The sequence below is a fragment of the Burkholderia sp. LMG 13014 genome (assembly GCF_905232215.1).
Classification (GTDB): domain Bacteria; phylum Pseudomonadota; class Gammaproteobacteria; order Burkholderiales; family Burkholderiaceae; genus Burkholderia.
In genome coordinates this window covers 1-20580 of the sequence record NZ_CAJNKE010000012.1, presented here as the reverse complement: position 1 = coordinate 20580, position 20580 = coordinate 1, and the positions used below count along the sequence as shown (strand labels likewise).

Below are 20580 nucleotides of genomic sequence, written 5' to 3'. Positions count from 1 at the left end.
CGCTTTGACTTATCGACAGCATCGGAAATTCGCCTTGGACGCGATCAGGGATTTCCTTCATTCTTTCACTATCGATTCCAGGTGAATCGGTCGCGCCGAATCCCGGCGTCGAGGCTCCGGCGCTCATGTCGCAGACACCTTCCGCATTACGTCGACTACGTCGATGACGTCGACCCGACTCGACAGAAGGTCCGACTTGCCCCCTGGCCATCGACAGGACGATTCGACTGCTCCGGCATACCAGGTCGATCTGGAGAAACATATCCAACTATTATCGGAATCCTAAATGTCTAAGCCCATCCTGACCAGTCTCGCCGTTGCATTGATCGCTTTCTCGGGCGTGGCCGCCAGCGCCTGCGCGCAGCAGCAACCGGCTCCGCCGGTGGTTCGCCAGGCATCGCAACCTGCCGCCCCGGCTTACACCGCGCAACTCGCCGCACGCTCGAGCGACGACAAGGGCACGCAAGCCACCGCCGCGACCAGGGCCGTCGTCCCGCTTCGCGTTGCGCCGGCCAGCCTTCCGGCCGCTCCGGATGCCGACTGCGTCGGCCCGGTGAGCTTCTGCAACGTCTACTTCGGCAGCTGAACCCGCAAGCGTCATCCGGCCCGCTGCGGAAGCCGCCGGTAGACCACGCCTCCCCCTTCAACGCCTCCCCGGAAACCGACGTGAATCATCTGTTCAGTGCGATGCGGGTCTTTCTCAAGGTTGCAGACACGCACCATTTCTCTCATGCCGCCCATCAGATGAACCTGTCGCCGTCGCTGGTGACGCGCTATGTCGGCGACCTCGAGTCGCACCTCGGCGTCAAGCTGCTGCAACGCTCGACACGCAAGACGGTGCTCACCGGGATCGGGATCCGCTACGCGGAAGCGTGCCGTGCGCTGCTGACCGACCTCGCCGAAATCGAATCGCGCGCCACGCAGGAATCGAGCCGGATCGCGGGCGACCTGCACGTCGTCGTGCTGCACAGCGTGATGTCGCCGGAACTCGCCGGCCTGTTCGCCGACTATCAGTCGCGCCATCCCGACGTGCGGCTGCACATCACGCTGACCGAATCGGAAGTCGACCTGCTCGGCGGCGGATTCGACGCCGGCATCGTCGCCGACACGATGATCACGTCGGTTTCCGTCGTATCGCGCACGCTGGTCCATGCGCCGCTCGTCGCCGTCGCGTCACCCGCCTATCTGCTGGACGCGGCCGCGCCGCGCCGGCCGGTCGATCTGGCCGCGCACCGAATCGTCGGCCTGGCGACCGGTGCACGCACCTACCGGTGGGCCGGCCCGAACGGCACGATCGACGCGATCGCGCTCGACGCGCCGATCACGGTCAACAGCGCACTGATGCAGCGCCAGCTCGCGCTGGCCGGCAGCGGTGTCGCGTTGCTGCCCGAGTACATGGTCGCGAACGACCTGCGCATCGGCACGCTGACCCGCGTGCTGGACGACTACCGGATCGTGAACGACAGCGTCACCGTCTCGCTCGTGTATCCGGGCCGCGAATTCCTGCCCGGCAAGGTCCGCGCGTTCGTCGATCTGACGGCCGCGCGCTTCAGGCTGCCATCGCTCGCCGCACCGCGGTCGTCAGGCGCCGTCCACGCGGGAACGGCCATCGTGGCGATCGCCGATGCTTGATCGCATCGCCGCGCGCGTCGCTCACGCTCGCGCATTCCGCAACTCAGCGCGCCAGGAATCGCCGGGTATCCGGCCGTTCCGGGCGCCTGAACCTGCCCCATCGGTCCGGCCTGCCGCAGTCGCGCCGAACCGCAACGAAACCGTCTGAGGAAATCATGAAATCCATCATCGTCACCATCGCCACCGTTGCCGCTACCGCCACCGTTCTTCTCGCCGCACCGTCCGCGTCGTACGCGCAGTCGTCGCACTCGACGCTCACGCGCGCCCAGGTACGCCAGGAACTGTTCGATCTCGAATCGGTCGGCTACGACCCCGCTGCCGGCGACGGCGGCAACTATCCGGACGACATCGTCGCCGCGCAGGAACGCCTGGCCGCCAAGCGCGTCGCCGAACGCAAGAACACCGAAGCGGCCTACGGGTCGAGTGGCGCGCCGGGCACGTATTCGGGCGCGCCGGCGGTCGCAGCGGTGAAGCGCTAGCGCGTGGCCGGTCGCTGCGGGGCAGAACGCCCATCCCGGCAACCCCGCAGGACATCCGGCTAAAATACCGGCCTGCTGCGCGTCCTGCCGCGGCCGGAGGACATTCACATGACCGCACGTCGCGGAACAGCGGTCGCCATCGCGCCCGGCCACGAGACAGCCAGCCTGTCGACAGCCCAGAAAGCGTTCAATACGCTCGTCCAGCAAATCGAGAAGCGGCGCGAGCGTCTCGGCGCGTGGGAAGCCGTGATGCCGGTCTTCCAGAAGAAATTCGTCGACGAGCTGTTGCCGCTCGAACAGACGTCAACCGCGCTGCGGATCCGGTTGCTCAATCAGCTCGACGACGCGTATCTGCAGAAAGGATTGAGCAAGGCCGAGCAGCACACCCTTTCCGGGATGATCGCCAACATGGCGCGCGACCTGCTCGACTTCAGCGACGACGCGCAGTTGAAGGCGATCCACGACCGGCACAGCGGGGCCGATCACGGCAGCAGCACCGCAACCGAGCCCCGGCAGACCAGCCCGGAGCACGAGGCGGAACCGGAATCGGGTGCGACGCCCGGCGTGGCCGCGGAAGACGATCTCGATTCGCTGTCGCCCGAAGAGCTCATGGCGCGCATGCAGGCCGAACTGGACGAACAGTTCGAGCGGGACATGGCCGAGCACGCGGCCCGCGAGGCCCAGCGCGCCAAGCGCAAGAAAGCGCCTCGGCAATCGGCCGCGCTGGCGAAGCGCGAAGCCGAGCAGGCCGAAGCGAGCCGGTCGATCCGCGAGGTCTATCGCAAGCTGGCGAGTGCGCTGCACCCCGATCGCGAAACCGATCCCCAGGAACAGGAACGCAAGACCGTGCTGATGCAGCGGGTCAACCACGCTTATGCGAACGGCAAGCTCCTGCAACTGCTGGAGCTGCAACTGGAGATCGAACAGATCGACCGGCACGCGATCAACGGCCTCGGCGAAGATCGGCTCGCGCGCTACAACGGCATTCTGGAAGATCAGCTGCGCGAGCTGGATCAGGAGATCCAGGACGTCGAGACCGGATTCCGGCGGACTTACGGGATTGCGCCGTCGGTCAAGGTCGCGCCCGATACCATCATGCGCATGCTCACGCGCGACATCGCGGGCACTCAGCGCAGCATCCACGACCTGAACCTGACGTTGCGCGAGTTCGACGATCCGGCGAACGTCAAGGAATGGCTGAAGGACATGAAGCGCCAGCGGGCATTCCCGCGCTTCGACGATTAGTCGTGTCGGGCGGGCAGGTGTCTGCCCGCCGGATGTCGAGTGCGCATCCGGCCTGATGGAACCGCTGCGCGCCTCTCGTCGACCGGTATTCCACGCGACAGATACCCTCAAACACCGCTCACCCGGCGCGCCGCGCGTCACCCACTCTCACGGATTCAGGAACACTGCTGGTCAGGAATCGCCATATATTCGGCCGTTCCGGGTTCCTAAACTTGTCTCGTCGGTTCAGCCAGCCATCACGCCGAACCGCAACGAAACCGTCTGAGGAAACCGTGAAATCCATCATCGTCACCATCGCCACCGTTGCCGCTACCGCCACCGCTCTTCTCGCCGCACCGACTGCCTCGTACGCGCAGTCGTCGCACTCGACGCTCACGCGCGCACAGGTGCGCCAGGAGCTGTTCGATCTCGAGTCGGTCGGCTATGAGCCGACCGCCGGCGACGGCGACAACTATCCGGGCGACATCGTCGCCGCGCAGGAACGTCTGGCTGCCAAGCGGCTTGCCGAGCACAAGAATGCCGAAGCGGCCTACGGGTCGAACGGTGCGCCGGGCGTGGGGGCTGGTGCGCCGGCGGTACTGAAGCCGTAACGCACGGCGAGTCGCCGCGGGGAGCATCCCCTTCCCCGCCTCCAACCTGAAACCGCGATGCCGTCGGCGGACAACGCGACGGCGTCCGGCAGCTTCTCCGCCACGACGGCGATTTCACCTCTCCCCACACTCGCCCGCCCCGCCACCGCAACCGGTTGGCGCTTCCACTCACCGGGCGCCCCGCCCAGCCCTCGTCTCGCCCTCCTTTCCCTCGCGCTCCGGCACACCGCTCGCCGCCCGCCGCGCGCACTTCGCGTCCGGCAACCGGGGGAAAACCCCGCCTCCCCACCGGAAAAGTTCTCGTTGACACAGCGATTTTTGCCCCTCTAATATGCACACAACGTTGTACACAACAAAACACACATTATTGTGTGGCAGATAGTGCAGGCATGCGGGTTTACCCATCTCCAGTGAGGACACCATGAATCGACTGTCTCGTTTGTCTCGTCAAATCGCCGTGTGCACGGCGGTGGCCGCATCGCTGTTCACCACCACCGCGTCGCATGCCGCCGGGCCCGATGCGTGGGCCGGCGTAAAAAAGGCGGGCGTCCTGCGCTGTGGCGCCGCGGTCGCGCCCCCTTACGTGATGCGCGATCCGAAAACCGGCGCGTACAGCGGCTTCTTCTCGGATCTGTGCCGCGATTTCGGGCAGAACGTACTGAAGGTCAAGGTCGAGTTCGTCGACACGAGCTGGGACAACATCGTGGCCGGCCTGCAGTCGGACAAGTGGGACCTGTCGCTCGCGCTGAACGACACGCCCGAGCGCGAAAAGGCCGTCACCTTCTCTGCTCCCGCGACCGACTACAACGTCTCGTTCGTCTACAACAAGAACAACCCGAAGGTCCCGAAGAACCTTCGCTCGATCACCGACATCGACAAGCCGAACCTCACGATCGCGGTGATGTCCGGCACATCACAGGACAAGGCGATTTCCGCCGAACTGAAGCAGGCGCGGATCATGCGGCTGCCCGGCAACGACGAGACGCGCCTGTCGCTGATCTCGAAGCGCGCCGACCTGCTTGCGGACGCCAACATCACCAACATGCTGCTGACGGAAGCGCATCCGGACTGGTCAGCCAGCTTCAACCCGGCGCCGCCCCTTGCCCAGCAGGAAGTCGCTTTCGGCCTGCGCAAGGACACGCCGAAAGCCGACCTCGACGTGCTCAACGGCTACCTCGCGCAACAGATCAAATCCGGTGCGGTGAACCGTCTCATCAAGACCTCCGTGCAAGCCATGCTGGTTCCCGGCAAGTAAGCGGGCGTCGCACAAGCGAGCCTGGCGGACCGTCGACGGGCTTCGATCTTCCGATTCGCACCTAGCGCGCCGACGTCGGGCGCCACAGGAGAGACAGTCATGTTGTCGCCTCAAACGACGGCCGTCAGGTCGGCCATGCATCCCCTTTCGACGACGCGTTTCGCCGCGTCCGCACCGGCCGGCGATTTCGTGCGGCTGTGCGACGTCCACAAGTCATACGGCCCGAACCTCGTCGTCATGGACGGCATGAGCCTCGACATGCGCGCCGACGACCGGCTCGTCATCATCGGCCCGAGCGGCAGCGGCAAGAGCTCGCTGCTGCGCGTGATGATGGGCCTGGAGGGCATCCAGCACGGCGAGATCGCGTTTCAGGGTGCGCCATACATTCGCGGCGGCAACGCACGTGGCGGGTGGCGCATCGACGCGAAGCTGCAGAAGCAGGTCGGCATGGTGTTCCAGCACTACACGCTGTTTCCGCACTTGTCGGTGCTCGGCAACCTGATCCTCGCGCCAGTACGCGTCGGCGGGCTGTCGAAGGCGGAGGCGACCGAGCGCGCACGCATGTATCTCGCGCGCCTCGGCCTCGAAAGCAAGCTGCATGCATATCCGAGCCAGCTTTCCGGCGGCCAGAAGCAGCGCGTGGCGATCGCCCGCGCGCTGATGCTCGAACCGAAGCTGATGCTGTTCGACGAAGTGACGTCGGCGCTCGATCCGGAGATGGTCGTCGAAGTCCAGAACGTGATGCTGCAGCTCGCCGAGCAGAAGATGGCGATGATCATCGTCACGCACGACATGCACTTCGCGCGGGACATCGCGACGCGCGTCGTGTTCTGCGCGAACGGCAAGATCGTCGAGGAAGGTGCGCCTGACCAGATCTTCAAGTGTCCGAAGGAAGCCCGCACGCGGGAATTCCTCGAGAAAGTCCTGCATCTCGACTGAGGCCGAAGCCATGAACTACCACTTCGATTTCAGCTTCCTCGCCGGTAGCGTCGGTGCACTGATCGACGGACTGAAGGTCACCGTCGTACTGGCCGTCGCGGCGAACGCGATGGGCCTCGTGCTCGGCTTCGTGCTGTGCCTGCTCGCGATGAGCCGCTGGGCGATCGTGCGCTGGCCGGCCCAGCTCTTCATCGAATTCTTCCGCTGCACGCCTGCGCTGCTGCAAATCATCTGGTTCTTCTACTGCATCCCGATGATGGTCGACGTATTCATCGACCCGGTCACGATGGGCGTGCTCGCTCTTGGCCTGAACCTGACCGCGTTCAACGCGGAAGCGTATCGCGCCGGCGTGCAGGCGGTGCCGAAGGAGCATCTCGACGCCGCAGTGGCGCTCGGCCTGCGGCCGTGGCAGCGCACGATCTTCGTCGTGCTGCCGCAGGCGCTGCGCAGCGCGATGCCCGTGCTGCTGACCAACGGCATCGGCAGCCTGCAGCAAAGCGCGCTGGTGGCGATCGTCGCGGTGGCTGACCTGATGTACGTCGCGAAGAGCATCGCGACCGAAGCGTACCGGCCGCTCGAAACCTACTCGGTGGTCGCGCTCGTGTATTTCGCGCTGTCGCTGCCGATCGCGCAACTCGTCCACGTCATCGAGCGCCGCCAGGACGTCGCCGTCCAGCGCTGAGGAGCCCGTCGTGAACCTCGATTTTTCCGTCGTCTGGCCGTACTGGCTCGTACTCGCGAAAGGCCTCGGGCTGACGCTTGCATTCACCGTGACCTGTGCACTCGTCGGCAGCCTGCTCGGCTTCGTGCTGAGCCTGCTGCGGATGTCGCCGTCGCGCTGGCTGCGCGGCCCGGTCACCGCGTTCGTCGAATTCTTCCGCGGCACGCCGCTGCTGATCCAGTTGTTCTGGGTGTTCTTCTGCTTCCCGGTCGTGCTGCGGCTGCCAATCCCGCCATACCTGTCGGTGCTGATCTCGCTGACGCTGTACATGGCCGCGATCACGAGCGAGACGTTTCGCGGTTCGCTGAAATCGATCGCCGGCGAACAGCACGACGCATGCATCGCGCTCAGCCTGTCGCCGCACGTGAAGATCGTCTACGTGATCTTTCCGCAAGCGTTGCTGCGCGCGATTCCGCCGCTGCTGTCGAACGTCGTGAGCCTGTTCAAGGAGAGCGCGCTCATCTCGTCGGTGGGGATCGCCGACCTGATGTTCGTCGGCCAGAACGTGTCGAACAGCACCGCACGGCCCGTCGAGTTCCTGACGACGGTTGCCGTCATCTATTTCCTCGTCGCCTTTCCGCTGACCCGCCTGGTCGGCGTAGTGGAGTCCAGGATGCTCAGGCGCTATGCCTATTAACTCGCAACGCTCTCATCAAGCCGGAGAAATCTCATGCAACTGAAAGGCATTCTGCCCGCACTCGTTACGCCGTTCGACGCATCGGGCGCGGTCGACCACGATACGCTCGCGTCGATCCTCGAATATCAGCTCGCCGCAGGCGTCAGCGGCTTCGTGCCGCTCGGTTCGACGGGCGAGTACTACGCGCTCACGAACGACGAGCGCCGTGCGGTGATGAAGACCGTGCGGGAAGTGGTCGGCAACCGCGGCGAGCTGATTGCCGGCGCGAACGGCTCGTCGACGCGCGAAGTCATCGAGCAAGTCCGCCAGGCGCGCGATGCCGGCTACACGAACATCCTGATCGCGCCACCGTACTACGCGCTGCCGTCGCAGGACGAACTGATTGGCCACTACGACGCGATTCTCGCCGCGGTGACCGACGTGAACGTGATCCTGTACAACTATCCGGTGCGCACGAACGTCGAGGTCGGCTTCGGTGTGCTCGATGCGTTCAAGGATCACCCGCGTGTGATCGGCATCAAGGAAAGCAGCGGCAACCTGTTGCGCGCGATCGAGATCGGCGGCAAGTACCGCGACCACTATCAGCTGTCGTGCGGCTCGGACGACCAGGCGCTCGATTTCTTCCTGTGGGGTGCGACCAGTTGGATCTGCGGGCCCGCGAACTGCTTCGCGAAGCAGGTCGTGAGCTTCTACGACAAGTTCTCGGCCGGCGACCTCGCGGGCGCGCAGAATGTGATGCGTTCGCTGTTCCCGGTAATGGCGAGCATGGAGTCCGGCAAGTTCATCCAGAAGGTCAAGTACGGTTGTGAACTGGCCGGCTTCAAGGTCGGCAACGCACGCATGCCGCTGCAACCGCTGACCGACCAGGAGAAAGCGGAATTCCGTGCGGTCTTCGAAGCGTCGCACGCGTAACGCGCACCCGTACCGGCGCCGCGCGGCGCCGGTACGTCGACCGAGGGCATCCCAACATGACGATTCACAACTTTACTTGTATCGAAGGCCATACCGAAGGCATGCCGGTGCGCATGGTGATCGACGGCGCCCCGACGCTGCAGGGCGCGACGATGAATGCACGCCGCGAGGATTTCGTCGCGCACCACGACTGGGTTCGCCGCACACTGATGCTGGAGCCACGCGGCCATGCCCACATGTCGGGCACGATCCTCTATCCGCCCGTCAGCGACAACGCCGATTTCAGCCTGCTGTTCATCGAGACGTCCGGCTGCCTGCCGATGTGCGGCCACGCAACGATCGGCTCGATCGCGTTCGCGATCGAGGAGCGCCTGGTCGTGCCGAAGCAGCCTGGCATGGTCACCGTCGACGTACCGGCGGGACAGATCGTCGCGCGCTACGAGATGAACGGCGAGCGCGTGAGCTCGGTCCGCTTCACCAATGTGCCGAGCTTCCTGTTCGCCCGTGATGTCGCGATCGCGATTCCGGCGCTCGGCACACTTGCCGTCGATATCGCATACGGCGGAAACTTCTATCCGATCGTCGACGTTCAGCCCAACTTCCCCGGTTGCGAACACTTCACGCCGGACGAACTGCTCGCATGGGGCCGTGATGTACAACGCGCGGTGAACGACGCGATCGACGTCGTGCATCCCGACCATCCGGCCATTCGCAGCGTCCGGCATTGCATGTGGACAGGCAAGCCGATCGCGAGCGACGCCCACGGGCGCGCGGTGGTGATCGCCGGCGACAGTCTCGTCGATCGGTCGCCGTGTGGCACCGGCAGCTCGGCACGCGTCGCGCAGCGCTTCGCGCGCGGCTGGCTGAAAGCGGGCGAAGCGTATCGCCACGAGAGCCTGATCGGCAGCCGCTTCATCGGCCGCGTGGAATCAGTCACGCGCCTCGACAGCGGGTTCGACGCCGTGCGACCGAGCATCGAAGGACGCGCATGGGTCACCGGGCGCGCGCAGTACCGCGTCGATTCGTCACAACCGTATGCGCACGGCTTCAGCCTGCAGGAGTTCGTCAATTGAACGCGATTCCGCGAGACCATGCGCCCGCATCACCCGGCGCGGCACGCAACGAATCGGCCGTCGTGATCGGTGGCGGGATCGTCGGCGTGTGCTGCGCGCTCTATCTGCAGCGCGACGGGTATGTCGTCACGCTGCTCGATCCGGCCGCCCCCGGTGACAGCACCGCAAAATGGAGCTGCGGCCAGATGGCAGTCAGCGAGGTCATCCCGCTGTCGAAGCCGGGCATCCTGATGAAGATACCGCGCTGGCTGATGGACCAGAAGGGGCCGCTTGCGCTGCGACCCGGCGCGCTGCCCGGCATCCTGCCGTGGTTCTTTCGCTTCGTCGCATCGGCCCGCCACGCGAAGATCGTATCAATCGCGCAGGCGATGGCCACGCTGACACACGACGTCTATCCCGACTATGCACCGCTGCTCGATGCGTGCGGCGACCGCGCGCTGCTGGGCCAGCGCCCGGTGCTCGAAGTGTTCGACGATCCAGCCGGCATCACGCACGAGCAACCGCATCTGGACCTGCGGCAATCGCTCGGATTCGAATCGCAGCGGCTGACGGCCGCGGACATAGGCGACCTTGAACCTGCGCTCGCCGGCCGATTCAAGCACGGGCTGCTGTTTCCCGACTGGCGCGCGGTCAGCGATACCGAAGGCTTCATCGCGGCGCTGACGGCCAGCTTCGAAGCGCAAGGCGGACGCCGCATCCGCGCGAACGCTGCGCGCATCGACGAGGCGTCCGGCCGCGCGACGGGCGTGACGCTTGCGAACGGCGAGCGCGTCGCGGCCGACCATGTCGTCGTTGCAGCCGGTACCGGTTCGCGACAATTCTTCGGCCCGCTCGGCGTACGCGTACCGCTCGAAGGCATCGCCGGCTACCAGGCGTTGCTCGCCGACCCGGGGGTCGAATTCCGTCACTCCGTGATTTACGCAGACGGCGGCTTCTGCTTCAGCCCAATGACGCGCGGCCTGCAGATCGGCGGCACGATCGAGTTCGCGGGCCGCCACGCGCAACCGAACTTCCGGCGCGCGGACATCATCCTGGAAAAGGCCCGGCGCATCCTGCCCGAGCTGCGGACCGTGCGCGTCGAGTACGGCGTCGGCTACCGTCCGTTCCTGCCCGACACGAAACCGGTGATCGACCGATCGAAGCGGCTACCCAACGCATACATGGCCTTTGGCCACGGCCAGCTCGGCCTCACGCTCGGCGCGACGACCGGCCGCCTGATCGGCGACCTCGTCGCCGGCCGCCCGACGCGACAGGACCTGTCGCCGTTCAGCGCCTATCGTTTCACCTGACATTCGAGACCCTTCATGCAAACCTACGAACGACTTTTCATCGACGGCTGCTGGGTGGCGCCCGTTCGCGGCCATACCTTCGACTCGATCGACCCGAGCGACGAAACCGTGATCGCGAAGGTGGCGGCCGCCACCGCCGAAGACATCGATCTCGCCGTCACCGCGGCGCGGCGCGCCTTCGACGACGGCCCGTGGCCGCGCATGACCGGCGCCGCGCGCGCCACCGTGCTGCGGGCGATCGCGCAAGGCATTCGCGACCGTCTGCCGGAACTGGCCGAACTCGAAGTGCGCGACAACGGCAAGCCACTGCCGGAAGCGCTGTGGGATCTCGGCGATGCCGCCGGCTGCTTCGACTTCTATGCGGGACTGGCCGAACAGCTCGACGGCAACGCCGAAACCCCGGTGCCGCTGGCCGACGAGCGCTTCAGCACGGTCGTCCGCAAGGAGCCGATCGGCGTGGCCGGCGCGATCATCCCGTGGAATTTTCCGCTGCTGATGGCTGCGTGGAAGGTCGCGCCCGCGCTCGCGGCCGGCTGCACGATGGTGCTCAAGCCGTCCGAACTGACGCCGCTCACCGCGCTGGAGTTGGCCGGCATCGCCGACGCGGCCGGGCTGCCGGCCGGCGTGCTGAACGTCGTAACGGGCCTCGGCGCGGATGCCGGCGCACCGCTCGCCGAGCATCCGTGCATCGACAAGCTCGCGTTCACCGGCAGCGTGCCGACCGGCAGCCGGATCATGCAGGCCGCCGCACGCGACATCAAGAGCGTGAGCCTCGAACTCGGCGGCAAGTCTCCGTTCATCGTGTTCGGTGACAGCGATCTCGAAGCGGCCGTCGAATGGATCCTGTTCGGCATCTTCTGGAACCAGGGCGAAGTGTGCTCGGCCACGTCGCGCGTGCTGGTCGAGCGCTCGCTGTACGCGCCGCTCGTCGAGCGGCTCGCGCAGGAAGCGCGCAAAATCACGATCGGCAACGGCCGCGACGACGGCGTGCTGCTCGGGCCGCTGGTGAGTCGCGGGCAGTACGACAAGGTGTTGACGGCAATCGCACGCGGCCGCGACGAGGGTGCACGGCTCGTGACCGGTGGCGAACGGCCCGCGCATCTCGAACGCGGCTACTTCGTCGAACCGGCCGTGTTCGCCGACGTGCCGGAAGACAGCTGGATCTGGCGCGAGGAAATTTTCGGGCCGGTCGTGTGCGTGCGGCCGTTCGATACGGAAGACGAAGCGGTGCGTTCGGCCAATGATTCACGCTTCGGCCTCGCGGCGGCGGTCATGTCGGCGGACCTGCCGCGCTGCGAGCGCGTCGCCCGCGCGATGCGCGCGGGCATCGTCTGGATCAACTGCTCGCAGCCGACGTTTACGGAAGCGCCGTGGGGCGGCTACAAGCAGAGCGGGATCGGGCGCGAACTCGGCGAGTGGGGGCTGAACAACTACCTCGAGATCAAGCAGATCACACGCTACGACAGCGACAAGCCGTGGGGCTGGTACATCAAGTAAGAGGGTCAAGATCATGCGCTGGAACAAGACGCTGCAGCTCGTCGACGTGCACTGCGAGGGTGAGATCGGCAAGGTGATTACCGGCGGCGTCATCGACGTGCCGGGCAAGACCATGCTCGACAAGATGAACTACATCAACGAGACCGACGACAGCCTGCGGCGGCTCGTCGTGCTCGAGCCGCGCGGCTGCCTGCAGATGTCGGTCAACCTGCTGCTGCCGCCCACCCGGCCGGAAGCCCAGGCCGGCTTCATCGTGCTGCAGGCCGACAAGGCGCACCCGATGTCGGGCAGTAACTGCATCTGCGTCGTGACGGCACTGCTCGAACTCGGCATGGTGCCGATGCAGGAGCCCGAGACGACGGTCGTGCTCGACACGCCGGCCGGGCTCGTCACGGCGCGCGCGGCGTGTCGCGACGGTCGCTGCATCGGCGTATCGCTCGACATGGTGCCGTCGTTCGTCGAGCACCTCGACGTCGACGTCCACACGCAGGAATTCGGCACGATCAAGGCCGACATCGCGTTCGGCGGCGTGTACTACGCGCTCGTCGACGTCGATCAGATCGGGCTCGACATCGCACCGGGCAACGCGCGGCAACTCGCCACGCACGGCGTACGGCTCAAGGAGATCATCAACCGGCAGGTCGCCGTGCAGCATCCGCTTTACCCGGACATCAACGAAGTCGCCTACGTGATGTTCCGCAATCGGATCGACGACACGGTGTACCAGACCTGCACGACGCTGCCGCCCGGCCGGGTCGACCGGTCGCCGTGCGGCACCGGCAGCTCGGCCAATCTGGCAACGCTCGCCGCCCGCGGGCGTGTGCAGGTCGGCGCTCGCCTCACGTCGCGCTCCACGATCGGCGGGGAATTCCGCGTCGAACTGTTGGGCACGACCGAAGTGGGCGGCAAGCCGGCGGTATTGCCGCGCGTCACCGGACGCGCCTGGGTGTTCGGGTTCCAGCAACTCGGCGTCGATCCCGACGATCCGCTGGCCGCGGGGTTCATGCTGAGCGACACGTGGGGGGACGGATTCGGGCCATCGGCACCGTCAGGTACGTGAGGGCGCGATGCTAAACTCCAGAGCGCGCCCGGCGACCCGGGCCGATTACAGGAAGGGTGGCGAGATGAGCAAAGAGGCCGTTGAAACGGAAGGTGGCGGCCGCCGGCACGGCGGGCGGTATGTGTATGAGGAATTGCGCAAGCAGATCCTGACACTCAAGCTGAAGCCCGGCGTGCAACTCGACGAAATCTCGCTGGCCGCGCAGTTCGGCCTGTCGCGCTCGCCGGTGCGCGACGCCATTGCGCGACTGAGCAGCGAGGGGCTCGTCACGATCCTGCCGAATCGCACGACGCTCGTCACGCCATTCGAGATCGAAGAATTCCCGAAGTACATCTCGGCGCTCGACCTGATCCAGCGCGCGGTCACGCGGCTCGCGGCCACGCAGCGCTCCGAAGCCGATCTCGCGAAAATCCGCAAGGCCGACGACATCTACATGGAGGCCGTCGCGAGCGGCGACTTCCAGGCGATGTCGGAGACCAACAAGGCGCTCCACATGGCGATCGCGCACGCCGCCAACAACCCGTACTTCGTCGGTTACTACGAACGGCTGCTGGGCGAAGGGCAGCGCCTGCTTCACCTGCATTTCGACTTCACGGTCAGTTCGCCCACCGCCGCCAAGCTCGGCCGCGACCACGACGAACTGATCGATGCGATCGCGCGGCGCGACGCCGATGCCGCCGAGCGTGCCGCGCACGAGCACACGATGCTGTTCCAGAAGCGGTTCCTCGACTACATGAAGCAGAACATGACGGAATCGATGGCGGTGCTGTAACGCATCGGCATCAGTGCCTGCGTCGATTCAACGACGCAGGCAAGCTGCCGCCCGTCGTCACTGCCCGCTCGTCGGGCAAGCACACCCCGTCACGCCCGGTGCCCCGAGATCGGCCCCGCTTCGCCGGTCAGGTTGAACACGCTGTCGATCCATGCAAGAAACGTCGAAAACGTGAAATCCGACCACTGCTGCGTGCGGAACGCCTTCATCACCGGCGTATCGGCCGGGTCCTGCTGGTTCAGCAGGTTGTCGACGAACGTACCGATATCCGCATCGATGCCGTTCTCGTGGATCCCCGACCCGGTAAAGCTGACCGCCGTCACCTGGTGGTTGTCGATGAAGTCGTTGCGCGCCCACGGCATGAAGTAGCCGAAGTTCGGCAGCGGGTTCAGCGTCTGCTTCAGCCCGTCCAGCTCCTGGTCGAACATCGCGAGCGACAGCGCATCCTTCGTCGTGTCGTCGGGCGCCGCCATCACGGCCGGTAGGAACGCACGATAGTGATACGCGGCGATGATCTTGTCGCGCTGGTAGCTCGAGAAGCCGAAGCGGTCGTGCGGATACGTCGCCGACAGCGCCGCATACGCGCTCCCCATGTTGCCCGGATCGAAATGGCGGGTCAGCCGGCTGTTCACGGTGATCATCCCGTCGGGGCCCGTCATCCCCCACTCGGTGCGCACCCGGTCGTACAGGCCGACCGACGGATGGGTGGCCGCGTCCGCATCGAACGGCGTGTTGAAGACCGTGCCGGCGTCGTCGAGCAGCGAACTATGCGCTTGCGGCTGCAGCGTGTTGCGCAGCGTCGCATAGTTCGCGAGCGTGCCGTAGCCGCCCGCGCTCATCCCGTATACGAGCAGCCGGTTCGGCTTGCCGAAGCCGTGCGACGTCAGCCACTGCGCGACGGCCTGGATGTTCTTCAGCCCGCTGTAGTGCTGCAGCCGCCAGTCGCCGCTCGGCGACGTGTAGTTGCGCACCGCGCTGCCCATGTGGATATCTCCGGTGCAGTAGGGCACGAAAACCTGTGTCCACTGCTGCGTCTCGACCTTCGGTTCGCCAACCAGAATGTGCGCGAGATCCATCCGCGTGAGCAGCGGCGACAGGAACGACGACAGCAGGCTCTCGTTCGCGGTGCCGTTCATGTAGTTGTGCGGGATGCCGTCCGGGTTGAAGCCGCCGAGGCCGGCCTCGGCACCGGTCGACGTCTGCGTGCAGGTGCCGTAGTCCCAGCACGCGCCGCCCGGCTCCATCATGTACAGCAGGTTGTCCGACTGCGCGCGATTGATGTAGAAGCGCATCGGCGTGCCGTTGCCGCACGACGCACCGGTGCTCTCCGGCAGCGTCACTTCGTACCACGAATAATACGGAATCGACGGATCCGGCATCGTCGTATCGGCCGCGTGACCGTTCAGTGCCGCGCAACCGAGCAGCGTGGCAACGGCCGCGCGCAGCAGGCTTCGTGCTGTGGACATCTCCCCTCCTTGTCGATGGACATGACGCGGCCGCCGGGCTCCATCCCGGCGTCGCGGATTCGGCGCTCAGTGCACGCCGGACGGTGACGCGCCGTCGAACAGCTGGACGCGCAGCGCCTGCAGGCGCTGCGCGATGACGGCCTGTTGCTGGTCGGGATCGGGAATGCTCGCCTGAACCTGCCGGACGACGTCGCGGCTCTGTTGTTCGTACGAGAGATAGCGCGGGTCCTGCGCCGGCGACGGGCCGACCGTCTGCTGCGAATAGGTGTCCCATTGCGCGCGCATCGACCGGATCGCCGCACTGCGTGTCGCCGGGTCGGCCTCGGTATCGGTCAGCAGCGCCGCGCTGAGCGCTTCGGCCTGCACGGGCACGATCTCGTTGCGCGCGACATGGTCGGGCAGTTCGTCGAGAATCCGGCGCGCGAGTGCGGCACGCTCGGCTTGCGGCATGCTGTTGCGGCGATCCCCATACGCGGCAACCTCATCGCGAAAGCGCGCGAACGCGACGATGCGTTTCACTTCGGCATCCGCGTCGGGGCGCCCCGCGAGGCTGCGGCGCAGCGCGTCGACGTCGAGCCGCCGCTCCTCCGGGCCGGGTGTCGCGGCGCCGGTGCCGAACGTATCGGCCGCGCCAGACTGCGCGCTCGCCATCGTGGTCGTTGTGCCGGACGACGCCGCTTGCGCCGGTGTCGCCGCTTCATATCGCCAGATTGCAACGACGGCCACGCCGATCGCCGCGATCGCGCCCGTGCGCCGCCAACGTGCCCAGTTCTTCTTCACGTCGCCTCCTCGTCACGTCATGCCGTTCTTCACCGGTGCATCCGCGAGTAGGTTCTAGGTCGAATCCGGCATGCAGTCAAAAGCGGCGCTAGAACGCAGGCACTAAACCTGTTCGCATCGGCCACGTCCGGCAAAACGTTTGAAACGCATTTCGTTGTCGCACGGCCAGGCGCGCCATGTCGCGCGCCACGCCCGTCCGGCGGCGGTTCGGGCCTGTACGTCGCGTGGGCACCGCGACGCCAAGCAAGCAGCGATCCAGCGGCGCGGCACACGATCGCCGTGCATGCGCGTGGCCGATACGGATGGCCGGATCAGACCCGTCGAACGACCCGCTGAGCGCTTGGTCGTCATTTTGACCCGCCCTATGCTGATTTCCGACACGCGCCGAACGGTCGGCGCGACGCACACCCCACCCAGCCGAGCCCGTTCCATGAGCCGTGCAGACCTGCCGCATCGCGCACCCGCCGCCGTTCACGACTATCCGACCTATCGCGACGCGCTCGCGGGCCACCGGCTGCCTGCCGCCTTCGTCGATCTCGATTGCCTAGACGCGAACCTCGCCGACCTGAAGCGCCGCGCACGCGGCCTGCCGATCCGGCTCGCGACGAAGTCGGTGCGCTCGCGCGACCTGATCGGCGCGGTGCTCGCCGCCGGCCCGTTCATGCAGGGGCTGCTGTGCTACTCGGCCGCGGAAGCCGCGTGGCTCGCGGACGGCGGGTTCGACGACATCGTCGTCGCGTATCCGACCGTCGAGCCCGACGACCTGCGCGCGGTGGCCGCGCAGCTCAGGCGCGGCCGCTCGATCACGCTGATGGTCGACGCCATCGCGCAGGTCGACGCGATCGACCGCATCGCACACGACGAACGCGTGACGATCCCGCTCGCGATCGATCTCGACATGTCGTCCGCGTATCCGGGCCTGTATTTCGGCATGTACCGCTCGCCGGTGCGTGACGCGGCCGGCACACTCGCGCTCGCGAACCGCATCGGCGAACGGCATCACGTGCGTCTCGACGGGCTGATGGGCTACGAAGGGCAGATCGCCGGCGTGGCCGACACCGAGCCGGGCAGCGGCGCGCGCAACGCGCTGGTGCGTCACCTGAAGCGCCGCTCGGCGCGCGAGATCAATGCGCGCCGCCAGGCGGCCGTGCAGGCGCTCGCGACGGCGGGCCATACGTTGCGCTTCGTGAACGGCGGCGGAACCGGCAGTTTCGAGAGCACGCTCGGCGACGCATCGGTCACCGAGCTCGCGGCCGGCTCCGGGCTCTACGCGCCGGCGCTGTTCGACCACTACGCAGCGTTTCATGCGCAGCCGGCCGCCGGCTTCGCACTGCCGGTCGTGCGGATTCCGCAGCCGGGCATCGTGACCTGCTCGGGCGGCGGCTATATCGCATCGGGCCCGGCCGGCAAAAGCCGCCTGCCGCGGCCGTGGCTGCCGGCCGGCTGCACGCTGATCGACAACGAAGGCGCGGGTGAGGTGCAGACGCCCGTGCGCGTGCCGCGCGGCGTCGCGCCGGCGATCGGCGAGCCGATCCTGTTCCGCCACGCGAAGGCCGGCGAACTGTGCGAACGCTTCAACACGCTGCTGCTGATCCGCGGCGGCCGCGTGGTCGGCGAAGCGCCCACCTATCGCGGCGAAGGCAAGAGCTTTTTCTAGCAGGCCGCACGGCCCGCCGTTCAAACCGGTCAACCCGTTCAAACCGTTCAACCCATTCAAACGACAACCACGGAGACAAAGCCATGTGGCGCAACTGGTCGGGATATGTCTGCAGTCCTGATGCAACCGTGTCGACGCCTGCGTCGCACGCCGGGCTCGCGGCGGTGCTGCGCGACGCGGCGGCAACCGGCGCCACCGTGCGCGCGGCCGGCGCCGGTCATTCGTTCTCGCCGCTCGTGCAGACCGACGACGTGATCCTGTCGCTCGATGCGATGCAGGGCGTGATCGACGTCGACCGCGACCGGCGCGTCGCGCGCGTGCATGCCGGCACGCGGCTGTGGGCGCTGGGCCCGGCGCTCGCCGCGCACGGCCTCGCGATGGAGAACCTCGGCGACATCAACGTGCAGTCGATCGCCGGCGCGACCAGCACCGGCACGCACGGCACCGGCATCACGCTCGGCAACCTGGCGACGCAGATCGACAGCCTGACCTTCATGTGCGCGGACGGCAGCGAGATCCGCGCGAGCGCCGACACGCATCCCGAGCTGTTCGCGGGCGGCCGGATCGGGCTCGGCGCGCTCGGCGTGCTGATCGAGATCGGCCTGCGTCTCGTGCCCGCGTTCAAGCTGCGCCTCGAGCGCGGCGGCATGCAGCTCGACGACTGCCTCGCGCAAGCGGACGCATTGATCGCGAAGCATCGCTCGTTCGAGTTCTACTGGTTCCCGCATACGGACGCCGTGCTGACCAAGGCGTGGGACATGACCGACGAACCGGCCAACTCGGTGCACTGGGCGAGCCGTGCATCCGAGTCGTTCCTCGAGAACTCGGTGTTCGGCGCGCTGTGCGGGCTCGGCAAGCACGTGCCGTCGCTGTGCCCGGCGCTGAGCCGGTTGTGCGCATCGACCGTGTCGGCGGGCCGGCACGTGGATGCGAGCTACGCAATGCTGTCGACGGTGCGCCGCGTGCGCTTCAACGAAATGGAATGGTCGGTGCCGGCCGAACGCGGCGCCGACGCGCTACGCGAGATCCGCGCGTTCATCGCGCGCCGCAGCTTCCCGTTGATGTTCCCGCTCGAATACCGCTGGGTGCGCGGCGACGACATCTGGCTGAGCCCCGACTACGGCCGCGACAGCGTGCGCATCTCGGTGCACCAGTATCGCGGGATGCCGTTCGACGCGTACTTCTCGGGCGTGCAGGCGATCTGCCGCAATCACGGCGGGCGGCCGCACTGGGGCAAGGTGCATGCGATGAAGGCCGCCGAGCTGGCGACGTGCTATCCGCACTGGGACGATTTCCTCGCGCTGCGCGAACGGATGGACCCGCACGGCCGCTTCCTGACGCCGTACCTGCGCACGCTGTTCGGCCTGCCGCAACACGCAAGCGCAAGTACCAGCGCCGCCGCAACCGCGCGCGCCACGCCGGCCCGCCGAGGGACACACCCGATGCACGAAACGGCCGGCCTCGCACAAGATCGGCCGCGATCCAACCAGGAGGCCTCATGAGCACAGCCACCCTGCATGCCGCCGCGCAGTCGCGTCCCGATCCGTCGACCGGCGCCGTCATCCGTCTCGCGCTCGCGTTCGCGGCGGCCACCAACGGCCTGATCCTGTCGCCGTTCCTCGTCGCGGCCGTGATGACGCGCTTCCGGCTCGACGAAGGCACCGCGACCGCGCTCGTCAGCGCCGAAATCCTCGGCATCGCGATCAGTTGCGCACTGCTGTCGCACCGGATCGCGCGCGCCGCGCGGCCGTTCACGCTGGCCGGCCTGGTCGGCACGATCGCCGGCCAGGCGCTCAGCGCGGTCGCGCCCGGCATCGTGTCCGCGGCAGTCGCGCGCGGGATGACGGGGCTGTTCGAAGGGATGCTGTTCGTCGTCGTCGCGTCCGGCGTGTCGCAGCGTGCGTCGACCGACCGCCTGTGGGGGCAAATCAACCTGCTCGCGGGCATCATCAACGGCGGCATCCTCGTGCTGATTTCCGCATTGCCGGCCGGCTGGCTCGGGCACTGGGTGTTCGCGCTGCTGGCGGCCGTCGTCGCCGTGCTGGCGCCCGCGATCCGCGGCATCGACGCGTTCGCGAGCGCACCCGCGCAGACCCACGTGCGCGCCGGCGCGCTGCCGTGGCGGCCAGTGATCGCGATCTGGGTCGTAACGGCGCTCGTCTACGGCGTGCAAGCGTCGCAATGGGCGATTGCCGGCTTCGTCGGCGAGCGTGCCGGGCTGTCGCCGACGACGATCGGCGTGCTGCTGTCGGTGTCGTCGCTGCTCGGCTTCGTCGGCGCGGCGATTCCGTCGCATCCGGCCAGCCACAAGCACCGCCTCGCGCTGATCTGGGCCGCGCAGCTCGCGATGATCGCGTCGATCGAATGGTTCTTCAGCGCGCGCAGCGGCAGCGCGTACTTCCTGAGCCAGTTCGTGCTGAACAGCGCGTTCTTCGTGATCGTGCCGTTCCTCACCGGGATGCTGTCCGACGTCGACCCGGACGGCTCGCTCGTCGCGCGCACGCTCGTCGTCACGTTCTTCGCGGCCGGCATCGGCACCGCACTGTCGGGCGCGCTGCTCGGCCGCTTCGGCGGTA

General features: G+C 66.9%; 20 protein-coding genes. 18 read left to right on the top strand and 2 right to left on the bottom strand.

Features of this window, described 5'->3' with window-relative positions:
- Positions 1 to 286 precede the first annotated feature (286 nt).
- The 15 genes from JYJ84_RS03315 to JYJ84_RS03245 all read left to right on the top strand — a co-directional run bounded on the left by JYJ84_RS03315 (position 287) and on the right by JYJ84_RS03245 (position 14101).
- Positions 287 to 586 carry a hypothetical protein gene (locus JYJ84_RS03315; RefSeq protein WP_175222168.1) on the top strand — a complete coding sequence of 100 codons (300 nt, stop codon included), beginning with the start codon at positions 287 to 289 and terminating at the stop codon, positions 584 to 586.
- Between the two features lie 80 nt (positions 587 to 666).
- Positions 667 to 1632: a LysR family transcriptional regulator gene (locus tag JYJ84_RS03310; RefSeq protein WP_236027186.1), complete on the top strand. Its 966-nt coding sequence runs from the start codon at positions 667 to 669 to the stop codon at positions 1630 to 1632.
- 155 nt (positions 1633 to 1787) lie between these two features.
- On the top strand, positions 1788 to 2111 hold the full coding sequence (locus tag JYJ84_RS03305; protein WP_174956668.1) for a DUF4148 domain-containing protein: 324 nt from the start codon (positions 1788 to 1790) through the stop codon (positions 2109 to 2111).
- Between the two features lie 108 nt (positions 2112 to 2219).
- Positions 2220 to 3356 (top strand): J domain-containing protein, encoded by a 1137-nt coding sequence (locus JYJ84_RS03300; RefSeq protein ID WP_175222167.1) that lies wholly within the window; start codon positions 2220 to 2222, stop codon positions 3354 to 3356.
- 272 nt (positions 3357 to 3628) lie between these two features.
- On the top strand, positions 3629 to 3946 hold the full coding sequence (locus JYJ84_RS03295; protein WP_122948518.1) for a DUF4148 domain-containing protein: 318 nt from the start codon (positions 3629 to 3631) through the stop codon (positions 3944 to 3946).
- Positions 3947 to 4367: 421 nt separating this feature from the next.
- Positions 4368 to 5201: an ABC transporter substrate-binding protein gene (locus tag JYJ84_RS03290; protein ID WP_175222166.1), complete on the top strand. Its 834-nt coding sequence runs from the start codon at positions 4368 to 4370 to the stop codon at positions 5199 to 5201.
- 99 nt (positions 5202 to 5300) lie between these two features.
- Positions 5301 to 6140, top strand: coding sequence for an amino acid ABC transporter ATP-binding protein (locus JYJ84_RS03285; RefSeq protein ID WP_275890701.1), 840 nt, complete (start codon positions 5301 to 5303; stop codon positions 6138 to 6140).
- 10 nt (positions 6141 to 6150) lie between these two features.
- The gene (locus JYJ84_RS03280) at positions 6151 to 6822 is read left to right on the top strand and encodes an amino acid ABC transporter permease (protein WP_175222165.1); all 672 of its coding nucleotides are present in this window, start codon (positions 6151 to 6153) and stop codon (positions 6820 to 6822) included.
- 10 nt (positions 6823 to 6832) lie between these two features.
- On the top strand, positions 6833 to 7498 hold the full coding sequence (locus JYJ84_RS03275) for an amino acid ABC transporter permease (protein WP_124833989.1): 666 nt from the start codon (positions 6833 to 6835) through the stop codon (positions 7496 to 7498).
- Between the two features lie 33 nt (positions 7499 to 7531).
- Entirely contained in the window at positions 7532 to 8410 is an 879-nt protein-coding gene (locus tag JYJ84_RS03270; RefSeq protein ID WP_175222164.1) for a dihydrodipicolinate synthase family protein, read from the top strand.
- Positions 8411 to 8466: 56 nt separating this feature from the next.
- Positions 8467 to 9483: a 4-hydroxyproline epimerase gene (locus tag JYJ84_RS03265; protein ID WP_175222163.1), complete on the top strand. Its 1017-nt coding sequence runs from the start codon at positions 8467 to 8469 to the stop codon at positions 9481 to 9483.
- Complete coding sequence (locus JYJ84_RS03260; RefSeq protein ID WP_175222162.1) at positions 9480 to 10772, top strand: FAD-binding oxidoreductase; 1293 nt, start codon at positions 9480 to 9482, stop codon at positions 10770 to 10772. The genes JYJ84_RS03265 and JYJ84_RS03260 overlap by 4 nt, the downstream gene beginning before the upstream one ends.
- Before the next feature lie 15 nt (positions 10773 to 10787).
- The gene (locus JYJ84_RS03255) at positions 10788 to 12269 is read left to right on the top strand and encodes an aldehyde dehydrogenase family protein (RefSeq protein WP_175222161.1); all 1482 of its coding nucleotides are present in this window, start codon (positions 10788 to 10790) and stop codon (positions 12267 to 12269) included.
- Between the two features lie 13 nt (positions 12270 to 12282).
- On the top strand, positions 12283 to 13329 hold the full coding sequence (locus tag JYJ84_RS03250; protein ID WP_175222160.1) for a proline racemase family protein: 1047 nt from the start codon (positions 12283 to 12285) through the stop codon (positions 13327 to 13329).
- A 64-nt stretch (positions 13330 to 13393) separates the two neighbouring features.
- Positions 13394 to 14101: a GntR family transcriptional regulator gene (locus JYJ84_RS03245; protein ID WP_175222159.1), complete on the top strand. Its 708-nt coding sequence runs from the start codon at positions 13394 to 13396 to the stop codon at positions 14099 to 14101.
- Positions 14102 to 14190: 89 nt separating this feature from the next.
- Here the strand turns inward: JYJ84_RS03245 and JYJ84_RS03240 are convergent, their stop codons facing one another.
- Positions 14191 to 15567: a pectin acetylesterase-family hydrolase gene (locus JYJ84_RS03240; RefSeq protein WP_175222158.1), complete on the bottom strand. Its 1377-nt coding sequence runs from the start codon at positions 15565 to 15567 to the stop codon at positions 14191 to 14193.
- 66 nt (positions 15568 to 15633) lie between these two features.
- Entirely contained in the window at positions 15634 to 16347 is a 714-nt protein-coding gene (gene plcR, locus JYJ84_RS03235) for a phospholipase C accessory protein PlcR (protein ID WP_175222157.1), read from the bottom strand.
- Between the two features lie 430 nt (positions 16348 to 16777).
- Between plcR and JYJ84_RS03230 the strand changes: the two genes are divergently transcribed.
- The 3 genes from JYJ84_RS03230 to JYJ84_RS03220 all read left to right on the top strand — a co-directional run.
- Positions 16778 to 18004: an amino acid deaminase/aldolase gene (locus JYJ84_RS03230; RefSeq protein WP_175222156.1), complete on the top strand. Its 1227-nt coding sequence runs from the start codon at positions 16778 to 16780 to the stop codon at positions 18002 to 18004.
- An 83-nt stretch (positions 18005 to 18087) separates the two neighbouring features.
- On the top strand, positions 18088 to 19506 hold the full coding sequence (locus tag JYJ84_RS03225) for a D-arabinono-1,4-lactone oxidase (RefSeq protein ID WP_175222155.1): 1419 nt from the start codon (positions 18088 to 18090) through the stop codon (positions 19504 to 19506).
- A partial coding sequence (locus JYJ84_RS03220; protein ID WP_205189117.1) for an MFS transporter occupies positions 19503 to 20580 on the top strand: 1078 nt, incomplete at its 3' end. The genes JYJ84_RS03225 and JYJ84_RS03220, both read left to right, overlap by 4 nt.

Coding starts and splice junctions, on each gene's coding strand:
- JYJ84_RS03240 (WP_175222158.1), bottom strand. CDS start 15,567: ATGTCCACAGCACGAAGCCTGCTGCGCGCGGCCGTTGCCACGCTGCTC.
- JYJ84_RS03245 (WP_175222159.1), top strand. CDS start 13,394: ATGAGCAAAGAGGCCGTTGAAACGGAAGGTGGCGGCCGCCGGCACGGC.
- JYJ84_RS03285 (WP_275890701.1), top strand. CDS start 5,301: ATGTTGTCGCCTCAAACGACGGCCGTCAGGTCGGCCATGCATCCCCTT.
- JYJ84_RS03230 (WP_175222156.1), top strand. CDS start 16,778: ATGAGCCGTGCAGACCTGCCGCATCGCGCACCCGCCGCCGTTCACGAC.
- JYJ84_RS03250 (WP_175222160.1), top strand. CDS start 12,283: ATGCGCTGGAACAAGACGCTGCAGCTCGTCGACGTGCACTGCGAGGGT.
- JYJ84_RS03290 (WP_175222166.1), top strand. CDS start 4,368: ATGAATCGACTGTCTCGTTTGTCTCGTCAAATCGCCGTGTGCACGGCG.
- JYJ84_RS03280 (WP_175222165.1), top strand. CDS start 6,151: ATGAACTACCACTTCGATTTCAGCTTCCTCGCCGGTAGCGTCGGTGCA.
- JYJ84_RS03225 (WP_175222155.1), top strand. CDS start 18,088: ATGTGGCGCAACTGGTCGGGATATGTCTGCAGTCCTGATGCAACCGTG.
- JYJ84_RS03265 (WP_175222163.1), top strand. CDS start 8,467: ATGACGATTCACAACTTTACTTGTATCGAAGGCCATACCGAAGGCATG.
- JYJ84_RS03315 (WP_175222168.1), top strand. CDS start 287: ATGTCTAAGCCCATCCTGACCAGTCTCGCCGTTGCATTGATCGCTTTC.
- JYJ84_RS03270 (WP_175222164.1), top strand. CDS start 7,532: ATGCAACTGAAAGGCATTCTGCCCGCACTCGTTACGCCGTTCGACGCA.
- JYJ84_RS03300 (WP_175222167.1), top strand. CDS start 2,220: ATGACCGCACGTCGCGGAACAGCGGTCGCCATCGCGCCCGGCCACGAG.
- JYJ84_RS03255 (WP_175222161.1), top strand. CDS start 10,788: ATGCAAACCTACGAACGACTTTTCATCGACGGCTGCTGGGTGGCGCCC.
- JYJ84_RS03305 (WP_174956668.1), top strand. CDS start 1,788: ATGAAATCCATCATCGTCACCATCGCCACCGTTGCCGCTACCGCCACC.